At 56.7% G+C, this 16,668-nt stretch carries 12 protein-coding genes; 5 read left to right on the plus strand and 7 right to left on the minus strand.

Going from position 1 to position 16,668, the window contains the following annotated elements; translation table 11 throughout:
- Positions 1 to 11: 11 nt before the first annotated feature.
- Both PHACT_RS07800 and PHACT_RS07805 read left to right on the plus strand, forming a co-directional pair.
- Positions 12 to 2,039, plus strand: a complete 2,028-nt coding sequence (locus PHACT_RS07800) for an outer membrane protein assembly factor BamB family protein (protein ID WP_139141473.1) — start codon at positions 12 to 14, stop codon at positions 2,037 to 2,039.
- A gap of 168 nt (positions 2,040 to 2,207) precedes the next feature.
- Positions 2,208 to 3,065 carry a c-type cytochrome gene (locus PHACT_RS07805; protein ID WP_169819417.1) on the plus strand — a complete coding sequence of 286 codons (858 nt, stop codon included), beginning with the start codon at positions 2,208 to 2,210 and terminating at the stop codon, positions 3,063 to 3,065.
- Positions 3,066 to 3,089: 24 nt separating this feature from the next.
- Here PHACT_RS07805 and PHACT_RS07810 read toward each other — a convergent pair whose 3' ends face one another.
- The 4 genes from PHACT_RS07810 to PHACT_RS07825 form a co-directional block, all read right to left on the minus strand.
- Positions 3,090 to 4,019 (minus strand): SGNH/GDSL hydrolase family protein, encoded by a 930-nt coding sequence (locus PHACT_RS07810; protein ID WP_070116663.1) that lies wholly within the window; start codon positions 4,017 to 4,019, stop codon positions 3,090 to 3,092.
- A gap of 147 nt (positions 4,020 to 4,166) precedes the next feature.
- On the minus strand, positions 4,167 to 7,283 hold the full coding sequence (locus PHACT_RS07815; RefSeq protein WP_070116664.1) for an efflux RND transporter permease subunit: 3,117 nt from the start codon (positions 7,281 to 7,283) through the stop codon (positions 4,167 to 4,169).
- 9 nt (positions 7,284 to 7,292) lie between these two features.
- Positions 7,293 to 8,273, minus strand: coding sequence for an efflux RND transporter periplasmic adaptor subunit (locus tag PHACT_RS07820; RefSeq protein WP_070116665.1), 981 nt, complete (start codon positions 8,271 to 8,273; stop codon positions 7,293 to 7,295).
- Positions 8,274 to 8,284: 11 nt separating this feature from the next.
- Entirely contained in the window at positions 8,285 to 9,571 is a 1,287-nt protein-coding gene (locus PHACT_RS07825) for a TolC family protein (protein ID WP_070116666.1), read from the minus strand.
- Positions 9,572 to 9,762: 191 nt separating this feature from the next.
- Here PHACT_RS07825 and PHACT_RS16185 point away from each other — a divergent pair, with 191 nt between their 5' ends.
- Positions 9,763 to 9,978, plus strand: coding sequence for a hypothetical protein (locus PHACT_RS16185; protein WP_139141474.1), 216 nt, complete (start codon positions 9,763 to 9,765; stop codon positions 9,976 to 9,978).
- A gap of 148 nt (positions 9,979 to 10,126) precedes the next feature.
- Here PHACT_RS16185 and PHACT_RS07830 read toward each other — a convergent pair whose 3' ends face one another.
- On the minus strand, positions 10,127 to 10,609 hold the full coding sequence (locus PHACT_RS07830) for a c-type cytochrome (protein WP_070116667.1): 483 nt from the start codon (positions 10,607 to 10,609) through the stop codon (positions 10,127 to 10,129).
- 130 nt (positions 10,610 to 10,739) lie between these two features.
- The gene (gene hldE, locus PHACT_RS07835) at positions 10,740 to 12,164 is read right to left on the minus strand and encodes a bifunctional D-glycero-beta-D-manno-heptose-7-phosphate kinase/D-glycero-beta-D-manno-heptose 1-phosphate adenylyltransferase HldE (RefSeq protein WP_070116668.1); all 1,425 of its coding nucleotides are present in this window, start codon (positions 12,162 to 12,164) and stop codon (positions 10,740 to 10,742) included.
- A 235-nt stretch (positions 12,165 to 12,399) separates the two neighbouring features.
- Between hldE and lpxL the strand changes: the two genes are divergently transcribed.
- Positions 12,400 to 13,365, plus strand: a complete 966-nt coding sequence (gene lpxL, locus PHACT_RS07840; protein WP_070116669.1) for an LpxL/LpxP family Kdo(2)-lipid IV(A) lauroyl/palmitoleoyl acyltransferase — start codon at positions 12,400 to 12,402, stop codon at positions 13,363 to 13,365.
- The gene (locus PHACT_RS07845) at positions 13,362 to 14,888 is read left to right on the plus strand and encodes a phospholipid carrier-dependent glycosyltransferase (protein WP_139141475.1); all 1,527 of its coding nucleotides are present in this window, start codon (positions 13,362 to 13,364) and stop codon (positions 14,886 to 14,888) included. The genes lpxL and PHACT_RS07845 overlap by 4 nt, the downstream gene beginning before the upstream one ends.
- A 24-nt stretch (positions 14,889 to 14,912) precedes the next feature.
- Here PHACT_RS07845 and PHACT_RS07850 read toward each other — a convergent pair whose 3' ends face one another.
- Positions 14,913 to 16,652, minus strand: a complete 1,740-nt coding sequence (locus PHACT_RS07850) for a carbamoyltransferase family protein (protein WP_070116671.1) — start codon at positions 16,650 to 16,652, stop codon at positions 14,913 to 14,915.
- Positions 16,653 to 16,668: the final 16 nt, after the last annotated feature.

The following is a 16,668-nucleotide window of genomic DNA, read 5'->3' on the forward strand; positions in this document are numbered from 1 at the left end:
GGAGTTACACGATGCTAACAACTAACAGGACCGGCTCTGGCCTGCCTGGCGTAAAATTGCGCCTGGCCAGTGCCCTCGTTTTGACCTTCGGCCTCAGCGCCCCTGCCGCCCTGACAGCGCAGGAAAACGTCGAGTGGGTCACCCTGGGTGGTGACCACGCGCATACCCGCTACACGCCGGCAGATCAGATCAATGCCGACAACTTTACCGAACTGGAAACGGCCTGGGTCTGGGATGGCGCCAGCTTCAACTCGTCCAGTGGTCGCTCCACCCCCAGTTATGTCGATGGCATGCTGTTTACCGTGGCCGGTGAACGCCGTCACGTTGTTGCCATCGACCCTGAGTCTGGCGAAACCATCTGGTCCTATCGCGAACCGCATACGTTCCGCCATGAATACTCCATGCGCAAAGACTACGGCAAGGGCGTGGCCTACGGCGAAGTCGACGGCAGGGGTGTTATCTATATCATCAGCCCGGCCTTTTTCCTGACCGCGCTGGATGCCAAAACCGGCGCACCACTGGAAGGTTTTGGTGGCCCGGTCGGCCTCGATGGCTTCCCGGAAACCGGCGTTGTTGATATGCAGCGCATCATTGCCGAGTACATGGGCTACGATTTTGACCCTTATTTCGGCATCCCGATAGAAGAAGGTTATATCACCGCGTCATCGCCACCCATCGTGGTCAACAACACCGTGGTGGTAGGCAACTCGGCCGAGCAGGGCTACAACCAGACCCGTATTGAAAACATCCCGGGCGACATCCTTGCTTTTGACACCAAAACCGGCGATTTCAAGTGGAAATTCAACGCCATTCCTGAAGCTGGCGAGTTCGGCATCGAAACCTGGGAGGGCATCCCCAATCCGCGCGAGCTGACGGGCGAAGTATCGCCCTGGGCACCGCTGTCTGCCGATGTTGAGGCAAACATTGTTTATGCCGTCACCAACCCGCCTACCATTGACTACTACGGTGGCCATGCCCCGGGCGACAACCTGTTCGGCACCAGCATTATTGCCATGGACGCTGAAACCGGTGAGCGCGTGTGGCACTTCCAGTTTGTGCATCACGATGTCTGGAACTATGACACACCCACCGCCCCGGTGCTGCTGGATGTGGAGATCGACGGACGCACCGTGCCCGCCATTGCGCAGGCCACGAAACAGGCATTTGTGTATGCCTTTAACCGTCTGACCGGCGAGCCACTGTGGCCCATTGAAGAACGTCCCGTGCCGCAGTCGCGCATCCCCGGCGAGCAGCTTGCTGCTACCCAGCCTTTCCCGACCAAACCCGCGCCATTTGATATGCAGGGTCTGACCGAGGACAACCTGATCAATTTCACGCCAGAGCTGCGCGCGCAGGCGGTTGAAGCGATTGCCGATTATGAAATCGGTCCTTTGTTTAACCCGCCCCTGCACAGCGACAATGACATCGGTAAAGTGGCAGCACTGTGGTGCCCTGGTGATGGTGGCGGCGCCAACATTCCCGGCCCGGCCGTTGCCGACCCGGTTAAAGGCATTCTTTACGTTACGTCGCGTTCGGCCTGCTCATCACGCATGGTTTCGGCCGCACAGGAACGTGACTCAATGATCGAGCTGCCAACAGGTACAACTTTCTCGCGTTATGCCTCGTTGCGTGCCTTGCCGGTCCGTGGGCCACAGGGCCTGCCTTTGTACCAGCCACCGTATAGCCGCATCACGGCAATCGACATGAACACCGGTGAGCACCTGTGGATGATTCCGGTCGGTGATACCCCCGATCGCATCAAAAATCACCCGGCGCTGGCGGGCGTGAGCCTGGGCAACACTGGCACTGGCGCTCTGGCACCGATGACGGTGACGCCCAGCATGCTGCTGTACGCCGGCCAGGGTGAAGGCGATGTGCCCTATCTGTTTGCTGTCGACAAGATGACCGGCGAAGAAATAGGTCGTGTCGAAGTGCCCGAGAACAGCAATTTTGGCATGTCCAGTTACATGCATGATGGCAAGCAGTATGTGATTCTGCAGACGGGCAGTACATTAACGGCAGTTGCACTGCCGGACTGAGAAACCCAATTGCCTCGCACTGCCTGCCTCGAATACGTTTTCGGGATTTTTAGATCAGGGTGAGGTTTAAATAAGAACGGGCGGAAGGCCATGGCTTTCCGCCCGTTTTTTTATGGCAACTCTGTGGTAGCATTTCAGGCGCCGCTTCTGTTGATGAGGGAACACACATTGAAAATCAAAGTTTTAATTGTGCTGGTCGCTATCGTGAGTGTAGCAATCGCTGCCCTGATGCGCTCCCCTTCGGTTAACGACATTGCGATACCGTCAGGCAACGATGCCATAGAACGCGGCCGCTATCTGGTTCACGCAGGTGGTTGCATCAGTTGCCACGAAGATGACGCAGGCACACTGAGTGGCGGCATGGCCATTGAGTCTCCCTTTGGCACTTTCTACGCATCAAACATTACACCTGACCCCGTGACCGGTATTGGCAACTGGCAAGGCAGTGATTTTTTACTGGCTCTCAAGCACGGCCGCACACCCGAAGGAAGTTTCTACTTCCCTGCTTTTCCTTATCGGGCTTACGCCGATATCAGTGAAACGGACGTACTGGATATTGCCGCCTACCTGATGTCTCTGGACCCGGTCACTGCGTCCACACCCGAGCATGACCTGCCCGCCTGGACAGGCCGCTGGCAGATGGCTGGCTGGAACCTGCTCGCCGACATGGCAGAACCTGAACCGGCAAGCTATGACGACCCACAACTGGCACGCGGCGCCTATCTGGCACAGACCCTGGGCCATTGTGGTGAATGCCACACGCCGCGCAATGCGCTGGGCATTCCACAATACGACCAGGCCTTTGCCGGTGGCGAACTGCCGGACGGGCACGTCGAGGCCATCAATACGGAAGCACTGGCTAACTGGTCAGAAGATGACCTGGCACTGTTCCTGTTTATCGGACTGAAACCCGATGGCGACTATGTTGGTGGCAAAATGGAACCGGTGATTGAACACAACACCGGCCAATTGACGGATGAAGACCGCCAGGCAATGGCAGCCTTTCTGAAGCGCGGCGGCAGATAACGGGCAGGCAACAGAAACGTCCGCCTACCGCCCGGAAATGCACCGCTCAGGGTTAACCGCAGCTGGCAACTCCAACGGATCAGCAACCACCCTCCCCTCGTTCTCCAGTTGCTCAAACGCTGCCTGTTGCAGCATTCTCACTTCATGGCGGGACATGCCCAACTCGTAACCGGAACATTCGTTTTCGCCGAGCGAGCGTGGATCACGCCCGGTGAGGTTGCCGAACACCACCAGGGCTTCCAGATAATAGCCGTAAGTGCTGGCGTGGTAGTGATCCCAGGTCCACAAGTTGATCTTGTCTGGCTCGATACCGTCATAAGGATTTGGGTCAGCGATGCCAAGCTCCATAGCGCGGGTCCAGGCTTCACCGACCGGGTTGACAGCAACCACGCCCGGTGCGGCGGCAGCCAGATCGTAACCGGCGCGAACATCCAGTGCCATCTGTTCGATGGGTTTGCCACTCCAGGGACTCTCGGCTGGATAAATCTGGTCGGCACGGGACCAGGTTGCAGTCAGGTACACGTCTACATCCGGATTCTTGCTGCGCAGGAAGTCAGTCATCGCCGCGGTACTGGTCACCAGCCCGTCGGGGTTACCCGGATCACTGGCATCCAACGTGCTGTAACCGTGCATTACCACCTGGTCCCACGGCCGGCGGCCGATGACACCGAGCTTGTTTTGCAGATGAAAATCGATATTACTGCCACCGCGGGTCTCCAGATAAACATCATAGTCCAGACCCGCCTGGTCTGTGAAAGACTTAAACAGGGCCGGCACACCGCCGATACCTTCGTTGTTCAGATCGGTTACGGTATCAGCCCGATAAAAGCGTGAGGCGGAGCCGTAACCATAAGTGAAGCTGTTGCCAATGAACAGGACACTGGTGTCCGCCAGAGCGTTTACGGGGCTTGTCAGCAGCGCCAACATGGCAACCTTTTGTAGTGTGCGAATCATGGTTATTTACCTCATTAATCCTGTCCCGAGCCTGCGGCTCGTCATTCCGGCATAAGTGAACAGAACCAGGACTAATGCCAGATCCCGCGACCAATCTTGTAACAACATACACGTAATCGGGCTCTTTTTGTCAATCAAATGCAGACACTAGGTCATCGTCGTCCTGTCTCGCAATCCGTGTACCAACCGGTAGAGTGCTGGCAACACCACCAGTGTCAGCAGCGTTGAGGACATGATGCCACCAATCACCACCGTTGCCAGAGGTCGCTGAACCTCGGAACCAATTCCGGTATTCAGTGCCATTGGCACAAAGCCCAGTGAAGCCACCAAGGCTGTCATCAACACCGGACGCAGGCGGCCAAGTGCGCCTTCCATCACCGCAACATCCAGAGACCGACCCTGCTCGCGCAGATCGCGAATAAACGACAGCATGACCAGGCCGTTTAACACTGCGATACCGGATAGCGCGACAAAGCCGACGCCGGCGGTGATAGAGAAGGGAATGCCACGCAGGGTCAGCGCCAGCACACCGCCCGTCAGTGCCAACGGAACGCCGGTAAAAATAATGCCGGCGTCGCGGAACGAGCCCAGCGCCATCATCAGCAGAATGGCAATGATCAGCAGTGTCACTGGCACTACTAACAACAAGCGCTGAGACGCTGACTGCAACTGCTCAAATGTACCCCCGTATTCGATCCAGTAGCCGGGTGGCACATCAACCCCACGCGCAACCGCCTGTTGCACGTCACCCACAAAGGAGCCCAGATCACGGCCACGTACGTTCGCCGACACGACCATGCGGCGTTTACCGTTCTCCCGGTAGACCTGGTTGTAACCGCTGGCAATGCTGAACTCCGCCAATTCGCGTAACGGCACGTAACTGCCATCGTCCAGGGTGACGGGCAGGTCGCCATAACGATCCGGATTTGTGCGGATGGACTCGGGCAGACGCACCACAATATCGGAGCGTTGATCGCCTTCATAGAAGGTTCCTGCAACTGCACCACCCAAGGCCATGGCGACGGTATCCTGCAAGTGAGCGATGTCCACGCCGTACCGCGCCATGACGTCGCGTCGAGGTTGTACTGTCAGAACCGGTAAACCCGTAGCCTGCTCCATGGCAACATCGGCGGCTCCAGGCACAGTGCTGATGGCGGCTTCAATCTGTTCGCCTACCGCCAGTAATTGCTCAAAGTCATCACCAAATACCTGCACGGCAAGCTCGCTGCGCACACCGGCGAGCAATTCATTAAAACGCATCTGTATCGGTTGCAGGAATTCATAACGGTTGCCCGGCCACTGTTCCACTACCGCCTCCAGATCCGCCACCACAGCTGATTTAAGTTTGTCCGGATCCGGCCATTCATTCCGCTCTTTCAGAATAATGAAAGTGTCGGCCACACTGGGCGGCATGGGGTCTGTCGCGACTTCAGCGCTGCCGATTTTGGAGAATACGCGCTGTACTTCTGGCACCTTGCCAATCTCACGTTCCAGCACCTTTTGCAGTTCGACCGATTGTTGCAGCGATGTGCCCGGAATACGCAACGCGTGCATGGCGATATCGCCTTCATCCAGATTGGGAATGAATTCGCTGCCAAGACGACTCGCGAGCACAATACAGACACCAACGAATGCCAACGCCGCCAGCACCACAACCCAGCGAAAACGTAGTGCCATCTTCAGCAACGGTTCGTAAGCCCGTTTTGCCAACGACATCACCGGATTGTTTTTTTCCACCACCGGTTTACGGAACAGGATAGCAACACAGGCCGGCACAAAGGTGATCGACAACACCATGCCACTGAGCAGCGCAATGACCACCGTGATCGCCATCGGATGGAACATTTTGCCTTCGACGCCTTCCAGCGCAAAAATCGGAATGTAAACGGCGGTGATGATAAAAACGCCGAACAGTGCTGGTCGAATCACCTCGCGGGTTGCCGCTGACACCGTCTCCAGTCGCTGCCTGATGTCCAGCCGCCCGTTGGCACTGGCTTCACTCAATCGTCGCAGACAGTTCTCCACGATGATGACACTGCCATCAATTATCAGACCAAAATCGAGGGCGCCCAAACTCATCAGATTGGCACTGACCCGACTCTGCACCATGCCGGTGATGGTCATTAACATGGCGATCGGAATGACGGCAGCGGTCAGAATCGCCGCGCGGATGTTACCCAGCAGCAGAAACAGCACAGCAATCACCAGCAATGCACCTTCAAGAAGATTCTTCTCGACCGTTGCCAGTGTTTTTTCAACCAGTCGGGTTCGATCATAGACCGTGTTGATTTCAATACCGGGCGGCAACGTCTCTCTGATTTCATCCAGACGCGCGGCGGTATCGCTGGCAACGGTGCGGCTGTTTTCACCAATCAGCATAAACACGGTACCCAGAACGGCTTCCTGACCATTGTGGGTGGCAGCCCCTGATCGGAGCTCACGACCGACACTGACAGTGGCGACATCACCGACACGGATCGGCACACCCTCGTGTTGCGTAACCAAAACCTGACGCAGGTCATCCAGCGACTCTGCCTGCCCCGGCACACGCATCAATAGCTGTGAGCCGTTGCGTTCTATAAACCCGGTGCCACGGTTGTTGTTGTCACGCGCCAGAGCACGAAACACAGCTGCGCTGTCGAGTCCGACACTGAGCAGTTTCTCCGGGCTGGGCGCCACCAGTATTTCTTTTTTGAAACCACCAATGGGATTTATCTCGACCACGCCCGGGACGCGCAACAGTTGTGGCCGGATGATCCAGTCGTGCACAGATCGCAGGTCCGTTTCAGTCACAGGCGAGCCATCGGCGTTGGTGGCGCCGGGCACTGAATCCACGGTGAACATGAATATCTCACCCAGACCGCTGGCGATTGGACCAAGCCCTGGCTCGAGCGTTGTTGGCAATGATCCGCGCACTGACACCAGCCGTTCGCTGACCTGCTGGCGCGCAAAATAGATATCGGTGCCCTCTTCAAACACAACCGTCACCTGCGACAGACCGTAACGCGACAGGGAGCGGGTGTATGACAGATTGGGTATGCCGGTCATCGCTGTTTCCAGTGGAAATGACACCCGCTGTTCAACTTCCAGCGGCGTATATCCCGGAGCGGCCGTATTGACCACAACCTGGACATTGGTAATGTCGGGGACTGCATCAATCGGCAGGCGGTAAGAGTTCCACACGCCCAGCGCCATCAACATCCCCACGATAACAATCACCAGGCCACGTCGGGCCAGCGAAAAATTGATAATTGCAGCTAACATGGAAAATCCTCAGTGATTGTGGGAAGCGCCGGATTTTTCGAGGTCAGCTTTGACTATATAGCTGTTCTCCGTCACATAACGGGTGCCGGGGGCCAGCCCACTCAGGACTTCTGCCCAGTCACCCGACTGTCGCCCCAGCTCCAGCACACGCGCCTGGAAGTCGTCACCATCGCGGACATAGACCACTGTCGCGTCCCGGAAAGACTGCAGTGCTTCCCGCCTGACAGCCAGTGGCACCTCGTATTCACCGGTGCGAATGTCGGCGCTAACCCAGGTACCGGGAATCAGTCGTCCGTTACTGTTATCCAACACAACCCGCGCAATCACTGCCTGATTGCGTTGAGCCTGGGGCAGCATCATGGCAATAGTGCCAGTGTGGATTGTTGACATGTCGCCTGCACGAAGAGACACGGGCATACCTAGAGCAATCTGCTCACGGTCTGACGGAAATATTTCCAGGTCGACCCAGACCGAAGACAGGTCGGTGATGACCAGTAGCTCACCGCCATTGGTCTGCTCACCCACATTGGCATCGCGTTGTGTGACCAGCCCGCTCACCGAAGCCACCATCGTGTAACGATTCAGGCTTTCGTTGCTTTCAATATCCAGCAGAAGCTGACCTGTTTCAACCCGGTCACCCACGGCGACATGAACCTGCTTTATTTCGCCGTCAAACCGGGCGCTAATATGAGTCACCTGATCGGTATTGGTCCGGATGTGACCGTAGGCAGTCACCAGCTCCGCCATCACTACCGGCCCCGCCTGTTCAGTGACGATGCCCAATGCCTGTTGTGTTTCGGGTTCGATGTGCGTTCTGCCCTCAACCTCGGCGTGGCCTTCGTGACTGTCATCTTCATTGGCTTCGTGCGAACCTTGATGAGGTTCGTCCTGAGCGTCGACACGGGAATCAGACTCATGCTGAGCGTCACCACAGGCTGCCAGCGACAACACGAGCATCAGGATCATCATCAGTGTTTTTATTGAATACATGTTTTTAAACCTCATTCCGGAGTGCGGGTTGGCACAAGACGTATACCCGTCAGTCGTTCAATTTCGATCATGCGCAAGTGCGCCTGTATACTCGCCTCCGCCAGTTCACTACGCGAATCCAGTACATCGTTCTGAGCCTGTAACCATTCAAGGTAACTGTAGCGGCCCAGCTCATAGGCTCGCCGCGATTCCGACAGCGCTTTCTCGAAGCGGGGGATGACGTTGTCTCGCAACGCGTCGACGCGATGTATGCTGTGCTCGAGTTCCAGGTACAGCACTAACAGTGCCGTCTGTATCCGCACCCGGGCGGCGTCTTCGCTGGCGACACTGCGCTGCAGATTGGCGCGCGCTTCGGCGATACGGCCCTGATTGTTATTGCCTCGATTCAAGGGAATGGTGATACCGGCCACAAACCCGGTATCAGAAGTACTCTGCATGCGTTTGATGCCTGCGTTGAAACGCCACAACCCCTGACTTTGCGCCTGCGCCAGGCGAAGCTTTGCATCGTGTAATCGTTGTTCCGACAGATAACGCGACAGCTCCGGGTTCTGATCAATACGTGACACCAGTTCTGTAAACGGGGCAAGTGTCGGCAAATTCAGCGGATCACCTTCGACATGACTGAAGGCCGGCGACAGCTCGCCCCATTGCGCAGCCAACCGGTGATAGGCCGCTTCCAGTTCATGGTCAATATCTTCACGATAGAGCACACGCCTGGCCAACGCTGCCTGGGCACGAGACAACTCGGCGGTTAGCGTAGTGCCTGCATCAACCCGGGCCCGGATAGCGGCAACCGTCTGTTCTGCCAACGTCAGTGCCTGATCGGCGATGTCACGCCGCATCTGCTGTGCCAGGGCTTCCGTGTAGTGGCGTGCGGTTTCGGCAGCCGCGTCCAGACGCATGACATTGGCCTCGGCGGCCAGCACCTGCGACCCGGCCCGCGCCGTATCAATCCGCCTCTGGCGAAGCCCTCCCTCCAATACCCAGGCGATGCTCACGGTGGCTTCGACGCCAGACAGACCTCGTGCATTCCCCGTTCCGAGGACATTTTCGACGCTGACACCCAGTTCCGGCCTGGGAGACAGTCCTGCCTGCAAAATGCGCCCATCCTGGGCGTCCAGTGCATAGTTGAATGCGAGCAATTCCGGGCTGCGCGTTAGCGTGGAAACGATGGCATCGTCCAGCGAAATGCTGTCTGCCGCATAGGAATTGCTGACAAAAAGCAGCAACAGCGTGCACAGCAACGGCACAAGTGGCCAACGCCGGGTTCCGACGCGAGCCTGAATGGTTCTGTTCATTAATCTGGTTCCATTAAAAATGCATACGAACTGACTGTCCGACACCAAAACCGGCGACGGATGATCAGACTACTTAATGTGCAGGTTTAATGGTTGGGCGGAGGAACCGGGGGGGGTGTAGGAAACGGAGCCATAGGCTGGCTGGTGGGCGGCTATTTTATCGTTAACCGCATTATCAAGAATGACCGGGAGTGAGTACGGAAGACCCGCAGTCAGATGGATGTGTACGCCGTGATTATGGTGGTCATGTCCGGGGTGATCGTGGCCGGGATGATCGGGTAGAGTCTCAGGGCCCGCGTGTGCATGCGGTGCATCATGATCTCCCTGATGAAAAGCGTACCCCAACGGGTGATCATCGTCAGGAAGGTGGGCACCCTGAGCCGCTCCGAACAGCAGAGAGTGGTTGAGCAGCAGAATGAATGCAAGCGCGAGCTTTTTGTTCAAGGTTCGAGGCTCTTTATCTGTTCGGGCAAAACATAAGAATGCATTATTTCACGCTAACATTGCGCAATCTTCAGCGTCAAGGCTGCATCAGTTATGTCGCCGAGTACCGCGTCAGTCGACGCGGTACTGGTCGTGACAGTTGCCACAGGTGGCGCCGAAGGCACGGATAGCAGCAATAGTCGTATTGCGATCACCACCGGAGGCTACCGCAGCAAATGTGGTGGCGGCGTCCTGCAGGTCCATGGCTTTCTGCCGGAAGTCATCTGTGTTGTCCCAGATCACCGGCAGAGCTTCGGTATCAACATCAAATTCCCGGGTGTCGTAAACGCTGAACACGTCCGGAATCATCGGGGCCAGTGCAGCGATACGCAAGGCATTGCGTTCAGCCACGGCGGCGTCGAATTCGGCGCCACGAGCCATGGCACCAATGGGCGCCATATTGAACCCCAGCAGCTTGAACACTGCCTGTCGAGTTTCGGTGGCACCCACCGCCAGCTCTGCTGGGGACGGCGGCGTATTATTCTGCGCATAAGCGGATACAACAAGGGCTGAGGTCAGCGCCAGCGCGCCCACACTGAGAACTTTTTTCAACATACGATCTGCTCCAGTTTTTTATATTGTCGACTACAATCGATTTGCCAGCGCCCAAAGAATATACAGGATTGCTGTCATATGCCAGTCAATGCGCTCCGGCTGCTATCCTCAGTCTCTGCTGCGGCGCGTGTCAGCTCTCGCGCATTTTTTCCACAATGGCAGATGTTGAACAGTTATCAAGAAACGCCAGTACACGTACGTCGCCGCCATAGCTGGCAACAAATTCGCCACCGACCACGGTGTCGACTGAATAATCGCCACCCTTGACCAACACATCCGGGCGTAGCAACTGCAACAGGGTTTCGGGCGTGTCTTCGGCAAAACTCACCACCCAGTCCACTGCCGACAGCCCGGCGAGCACGGCCATGCGACGCTCTACCGGGTTGATGGGTCGACCACTGCCCTTGAGCCGTCGCACAGAAGCATCATCATTGATTGCCACAATCAAACGATCACCCTGTTTGCGGGCATCTTCCAGGTAGCCGACATGGCCAGCGTGGATGATGTCGAAACAACCATTGGTGAAAACGATCTTTTCGCCATGGGCGCGGGCATCCTCGATAACGGCGGCAAGCTGCTCTGCGCTCATCACACCACGACCTGTGCCTTCCTGCAGTTGAATCGCCCGGCGCAGTTCGGGGCCACTGATGGCGGCCGTGCCCAGTTTGGCGACGACCAGCCCTGCTGCCAGATTCGCCAGCGCCATACCAGTCTCCATGGTTTCACCGGCGGCCAACGCAGATGCCAGCACTGACACCACGGTATCGCCGGCACCGGTGACATCAAATACTTCGCGAGCCTGTGCGGGCAGGTGCAATACTGGTCGCGCCGCCTGAATCAGGGTCATGCCGTGTTCGCCACGGGTGATCAACAGCGCGTCCAGGTCCAGCTTTTCGCGCAAGGTCTGGCCCTTGTTGATCAGCTCTTCTTCCGTGCGGCAGGGCCCGACCACGGCCTCGAATTCACTCAAATTCGGCGTCATCACCGTGGCACCGCGATACTTGATGAAATCATGGCCTTTTGGGTCCACGACCACCGGAATGGCACGTTCGCGAGCAGCCTGAATCAGCAGTTGGGGCTGACCCAGCGAGCCTTTACCGTAGTCTGACAGAATCAGCACCTGGGACGTGGTCATGGCATCAATCGCCTGTTGTTGCAGGCTGGCAACGTCGGCGTCAGCGAACGGTTCTTCGAAATCGACGCGCAGCAGCTGCTGATGCTGGCTGGTGACCCGCAGCTTGGTAATGGTAGGCGCGCTGGCAGAGGCCTGAAAATGGCACAGTACGCCGGCAGCGGTCAGGCGACGGGCCAGTTCATCCCCGGCCTCATCCTGACCGGTAATGCCGGCCAGCGTGGCGGCCGCGCCCAGTGCGGCAATATTCAGGGCGACGTTGGCAGCCCCGCCGGGACGATCATCGTTACCATTGACTTTGACCACCGGCACGGGCGCTTCCGGCGAGATGCGCGACGCCCTGCCGTGCCAGTAGCGGTCGAGCATGACATCGCCCACAACCAGTACGGTTGCCTGCTGAAAAGGAGGCATCTCCAGTTTCATTGTGTTCCCCTGCAAAATCCTGCGTGGCCGGCCAGCGGCGGTTATGTGGGCATGATACCACCGGCCAGTGCCGCCATAAACCACGCCCACCACCACTGCCGTGAGTCTGCTACAATGCCATAGCTTTGTACGCAGTGGGCTGACTGGTAGCGGGTTAATGACAGCCTGTAGCGGACTAATAACAGCCTGTAGCGGATTAATAACAGCCTGCTCACGAATAAAAACAGGACAACGCGTGGCACGACCAGCAAAACATGACGCTAAACTGAGCGATTTCCTCGGCCCCCGCTACTGGCCGACCTGGCTGGGTTATGGCTTTATCTGGTGTATAGCCCGGCTGCCCTTTGCCTGGCAGATGGCCATTGGCCGTGCGCTGGGGCTGTTGAGCTACAAAATCGCACGCAGTCGGCGTCATATCTGCGAAGTTAATATTGCCTTATGTTTTCCCGAACTGTCTGCCAGCGAACAACAGAAACTGGTGCGGGACACCTTCATTTCCAATGGTATTGGTGTCATGGAGATTGGCCTGGCCTGGTGCCGGAATCCGGAAGATTTCCGTGACCGTGTCACCGCCACCGGCCTGGAAAACCTGGTCGCGGCGCAGGCACAGGGGCGCGGCGTGTTACTGGTCAGCGCGCATTTCTCCACCATTGAGTTTGTGGGTTGCCTGATGTCTTTGCTGCACCCTTTTGATGTCACCTATCGCTACCATAAGAATCCATTGTTCGACACATTGATGAAGCGTGGCCGTCAACGCCACTATGGCGCGGTCATAGAACGCAAGGAAGTCCGCCATGCGCTCCGCAGACTGAAAGAAGGGCACGTGGTCTGGTATGCAGCTGACCAGGACTATGGCGCCAAATATTCTGTCTTCGTGGATTTCTTTGGCATCAAGGCCGCGACCATCACCGCAACCCAGAAATTTGCCAGTTTCAATAATTCACCCGTGATATTTTTGTCGCACTATCGCAATCCGGACAATGCCAGCTATCACCTCTATTTCAGTGAACCTTTACCGAATTTCCCCACGGGCGACGAGCACGTGGATGCACGTCGTATAAATGAGTTAATCGAAGAAGCCATTGTCAGAGAGCCCGCGCAGTACATCTGGCTGCATCGTCGCTTCAAATCAAGGCCCCCGGGCATGCCCAACCTGTACCGACGCCAGCCTGTTGATCCGTCAAAGAGCGAGTCTCAGTGATGCACCAAGATGCCATGCCAACCATCAGCGGCATTGGTCGCATCCGCTGGATCACCGTTATCATCAGCCTGCTGCTGTCCTGGCTCGCCCTGACACTGAATGACCAACCCAACCATGATGCCTATCAGTACGTGCGGGCAGCCGAAATGGCACTGCAAAGCGGGATATCTGACGCCTACGCGCATTATCAGTGGGCGCACTACTCCCTGTTACTGGCTGGCACTCATGTGCTGACTGGCCTGGATATGTTCGCGGCAGCTCACCTGCTTAATGCCTTGCTGTTTGCCCTGCTCAGTGTCAGCTTTGTCAATCTGGTTGCAGCCGCCACACCTTCACGCCGGGTGGTCTGGCTGTCGGCACTGATCATCCTGATATACCCGGCGCTGAATGAAATCCGTCCTCTGATTGTTCGCGATACCGGGTTCCTTGCGTTCAGTCTGCTGGCCATGTTGCAACTACTTCGTTACTGGCAGACGTTCCGCCTGCGTCACGGCATCTTTTTTACTCTGGCCTGTCTAATGGCCGCCATGTTCCGGCCCGAAGCGATCGCGTTCTGGTTTGTGGCGCCACTGGCATTGCTGGCCAATCAGTCCCAGTCACCTGCGGCACGCTGGCAGGCACTGGGCCTGATCACCGGCATCAGCGTGCTGATTGCCGTCTCGGTGACTGCCATCGTCGCTGCACTGGGGCAAATCGACCTGACACAGTTGTTACGCAGTTTTGCCGGTATCTATCAGCCTTTTGCCAACAACATCGCCCAGCTGTTGGGAGACAACACTTATGAACTGAGCCGGGCTGTTTTCGGTGATTACGCAGCACAGTTTGTAGACCACAATACACATTTCTTTCTGCTTTTCGGCCTTCTTGGCTTGCTGCTGGTGTTTATCATGAACAGTCTGGGCCTGGCCGCTACACCGCTGTTGATATACGGCGTTGTGAAAAAACTGCATCGCCTGCCCACCGGCGCCGCGACTGTATTTCTTGGCTGGTCGCTGACCGCTCTGGTCATTCTGGTCGGCTTCATTCTGCTGACCCGTTTTACGACTGGCCGCTACACGCTTATGTTCTGTCTGACACTGCTGTTGTGGCTGCCGTTTGTTGTTGATCGCGCGTGGAACCTGGCAGCAGCCAATAACCGGCGCAATACGTTTCTTCGAATCGTGATTTTTCTGGCGCTGTTCTCCGCCATCGATGCACACGTTTCTTTCGGTTCATCGAAGGCGCATCTGGACACAGCGACCATCTGGCTGCAGCAGAATACCCGGGCAGAAGCACCATTGGTGACCAATGAGATTCGTGTTGCCTATAATAGTCAACGCGTCGCTGAATACGATACCGTTGAGCGTGAAATTGATACCTCGCAGATCACCGAGGCACAGCCCGGCAGTATTATTGCCGTGTCGTTGCGGCGCAGTTTTTCGGCACTGGTCGAGGAGCAACTGGAGAGTGGGGAACTGCGATTGTTGCAGCAGTTCCCGACGGAACGTGGCGGTGACTTTCTGATCATGGAGAAAGACTTCTGACGCCTCGCAAGCGGTTCCAGGCTATCAGGACTCCGGACGTTTGGTCACCAACACATCCTGCATGATCAGGTAATCCAGATCTGAACCAAAAAACATGGCCAATGCATCTTCCGGCGAACAGATCATGGCTTCACCCGGGCGGTTCAATGAGGTGTTCAGCACAACACCATACCCGGTGTGTTTTTCCATTGCCAACAGCAACGCATGGAAGCGCGCGTTGACAGCTTTGCGAACAATATGAGCGCGCGTGGTGCCATCTTTGTAAACCACTGCAGGAAACATGTCGCGCCATTTTTCCTTGACGTCAAAGGTCAGGGTCATGAAGTCCGCCGGATGTTCGCCTTCCAGCATGTCGGTGGCGACACTCTCCAGCATACTGGGTGAAAAGCAGCGCCAGGCTTCGCGGAATTTTACTTTCTTGTTGATCATTTCAACGCTGTCGTGGGAGCGCGGATTACCCAGGATGCTGCGGTTGCCCAGAGCCCTTGGACCAAACTCCATACGACCCTGGAACCAGCCCACCAGATGTCCTTCACCGAGCAGCGCTGCGGCTGTTTCGGCTGGATTCTCCACCACTTCCCACACCGGCTTATCGCGGTGCGATTCACACGCCCGTACACAACGATCACTGGTAAAACGAGGTCCCAGGAAGGTATGTCGAAGCTTGCTGACCGCTACGTTGCGTTTGGCAACGGCATAGGCGCCGGCACCAATGGCAGTGCCAGCATCGCCAGCAGCCGGCTGCACAAACAGTTCCTTGACACTGGGCAGTGCCAACAGGCGCTGATTCAGCTTGACGTTGAACGCACCCGTGCCGGCGAACACAAGACGCCCACTGTCCTTGATGACGTCGGACAAATAGTGCGTTGTCATCGCGGTGGCTATCTGCTCGTAAAGCCGTTGAATGGATGCAGCGTAATGCACATAGGGGTCCTGGAACATATCACCGGCACGACGCGGCCCCAGCTTTTCAATCAGCTTGGGGCTGAAGTAATGCCCAACATCGCGATGTTTGTACCGTCGCAGCCCGACTGTCCCGATCAGTTTGGTATTCATGCGGAAGTTTTTGCCGCTATAGTCAGCCAGAAAAGACAGGTCATATTTGTCCGGGTCACCATGCGTGGCAATGCCCATGACCTTGGCTTCGCCATCCAGCATATTAAATCCCAGGTAATCGCAGATCGCAGCGTACATACCGCTGAGTGAATCGGGCTCGTACAGCTCCTTGATTTTGTGGATCTGGCCGTTCTCGCCGTAACCAAAAAACGTGGTGGCATATTCACCTTTCAGGTCGATGCCCAGAATCGCGGTCTTTTCCCGGAAACCACTCAGGTGGTAAGCGCTGGAAGCATGCGCCAGCTGGTGTTCAACCGGAACGAAACGAATTTTGTCCCAGGGAATGGCCAGCTCGCCGAGCATCGCACGCACCTGCCGCACATAGCGGCGATAACGTCGATTACCATTGATCAATGCATCGAGGCCACGCTCAGGCGCGTACCATAACCGGCTGGCATAGTGCCAACGCGCCGGGCTGAACAGTGATATTGGCGCATAGGCGATGGCCACCTGCTCTATCTGTCGCGGTTTCAATTTGGCTGAACGCAGGCAATAGCGGACCGACTCCACGGGCATCATGCCTTTGGCGTGTTTGCTGCGGACCAGGCGTTCCTCCTCGACAGCCGCGATAAGCTCACCGTCAATGTAGAGTGCAGCAGCGGAGTCGTAGCCCAGTGCGCCAGATAGCCCGAGTGTGATCAATGACATTGGTATTCCTGCTAGT

This window comes from Pseudohongiella acticola, assembly GCF_001758195.1.
GTDB lineage: Bacteria > Pseudomonadota > Gammaproteobacteria > Pseudomonadales > Pseudohongiellaceae > Pseudohongiella > Pseudohongiella acticola.

What these genes read in the sequence shown, in the direction of transcription:
- PHACT_RS07800 (WP_139141473.1), top strand. Translation starts at nt 12, where the DNA reads ATGCTAACAACTAACAGGACCGGCTCTGGCCTGCCTGGCGTAAAATTG.
- PHACT_RS07810 (WP_070116663.1), bottom strand. Translation starts at nt 4,019, where the DNA reads ATGATTCGCACACTACAAAAGGTTGCCATGTTGGCGCTGCTGACAAGC.
- PHACT_RS07815 (WP_070116664.1), bottom strand. Translation starts at nt 7,283, where the DNA reads ATGTTAGCTGCAATTATCAATTTTTCGCTGGCCCGACGTGGCCTGGTG.
- PHACT_RS07820 (WP_070116665.1), bottom strand. Translation starts at nt 8,273, where the DNA reads ATGTATTCAATAAAAACACTGATGATGATCCTGATGCTCGTGTTGTCG.
- PHACT_RS07825 (WP_070116666.1), bottom strand. Translation starts at nt 9,571, where the DNA reads ATGAACAGAACCATTCAGGCTCGCGTCGGAACCCGGCGTTGGCCACTT.
- PHACT_RS07830 (WP_070116667.1), bottom strand. Translation starts at nt 10,609, where the DNA reads ATGTTGAAAAAAGTTCTCAGTGTGGGCGCGCTGGCGCTGACCTCAGCC.
- hldE (WP_070116668.1), bottom strand. Translation starts at nt 12,164, where the DNA reads ATGAAACTGGAGATGCCTCCTTTTCAGCAGGCAACCGTACTGGTTGTG.
- PHACT_RS07850 (WP_070116671.1), bottom strand. Translation starts at nt 16,652, where the DNA reads ATGTCATTGATCACACTCGGGCTATCTGGCGCACTGGGCTACGACTCC.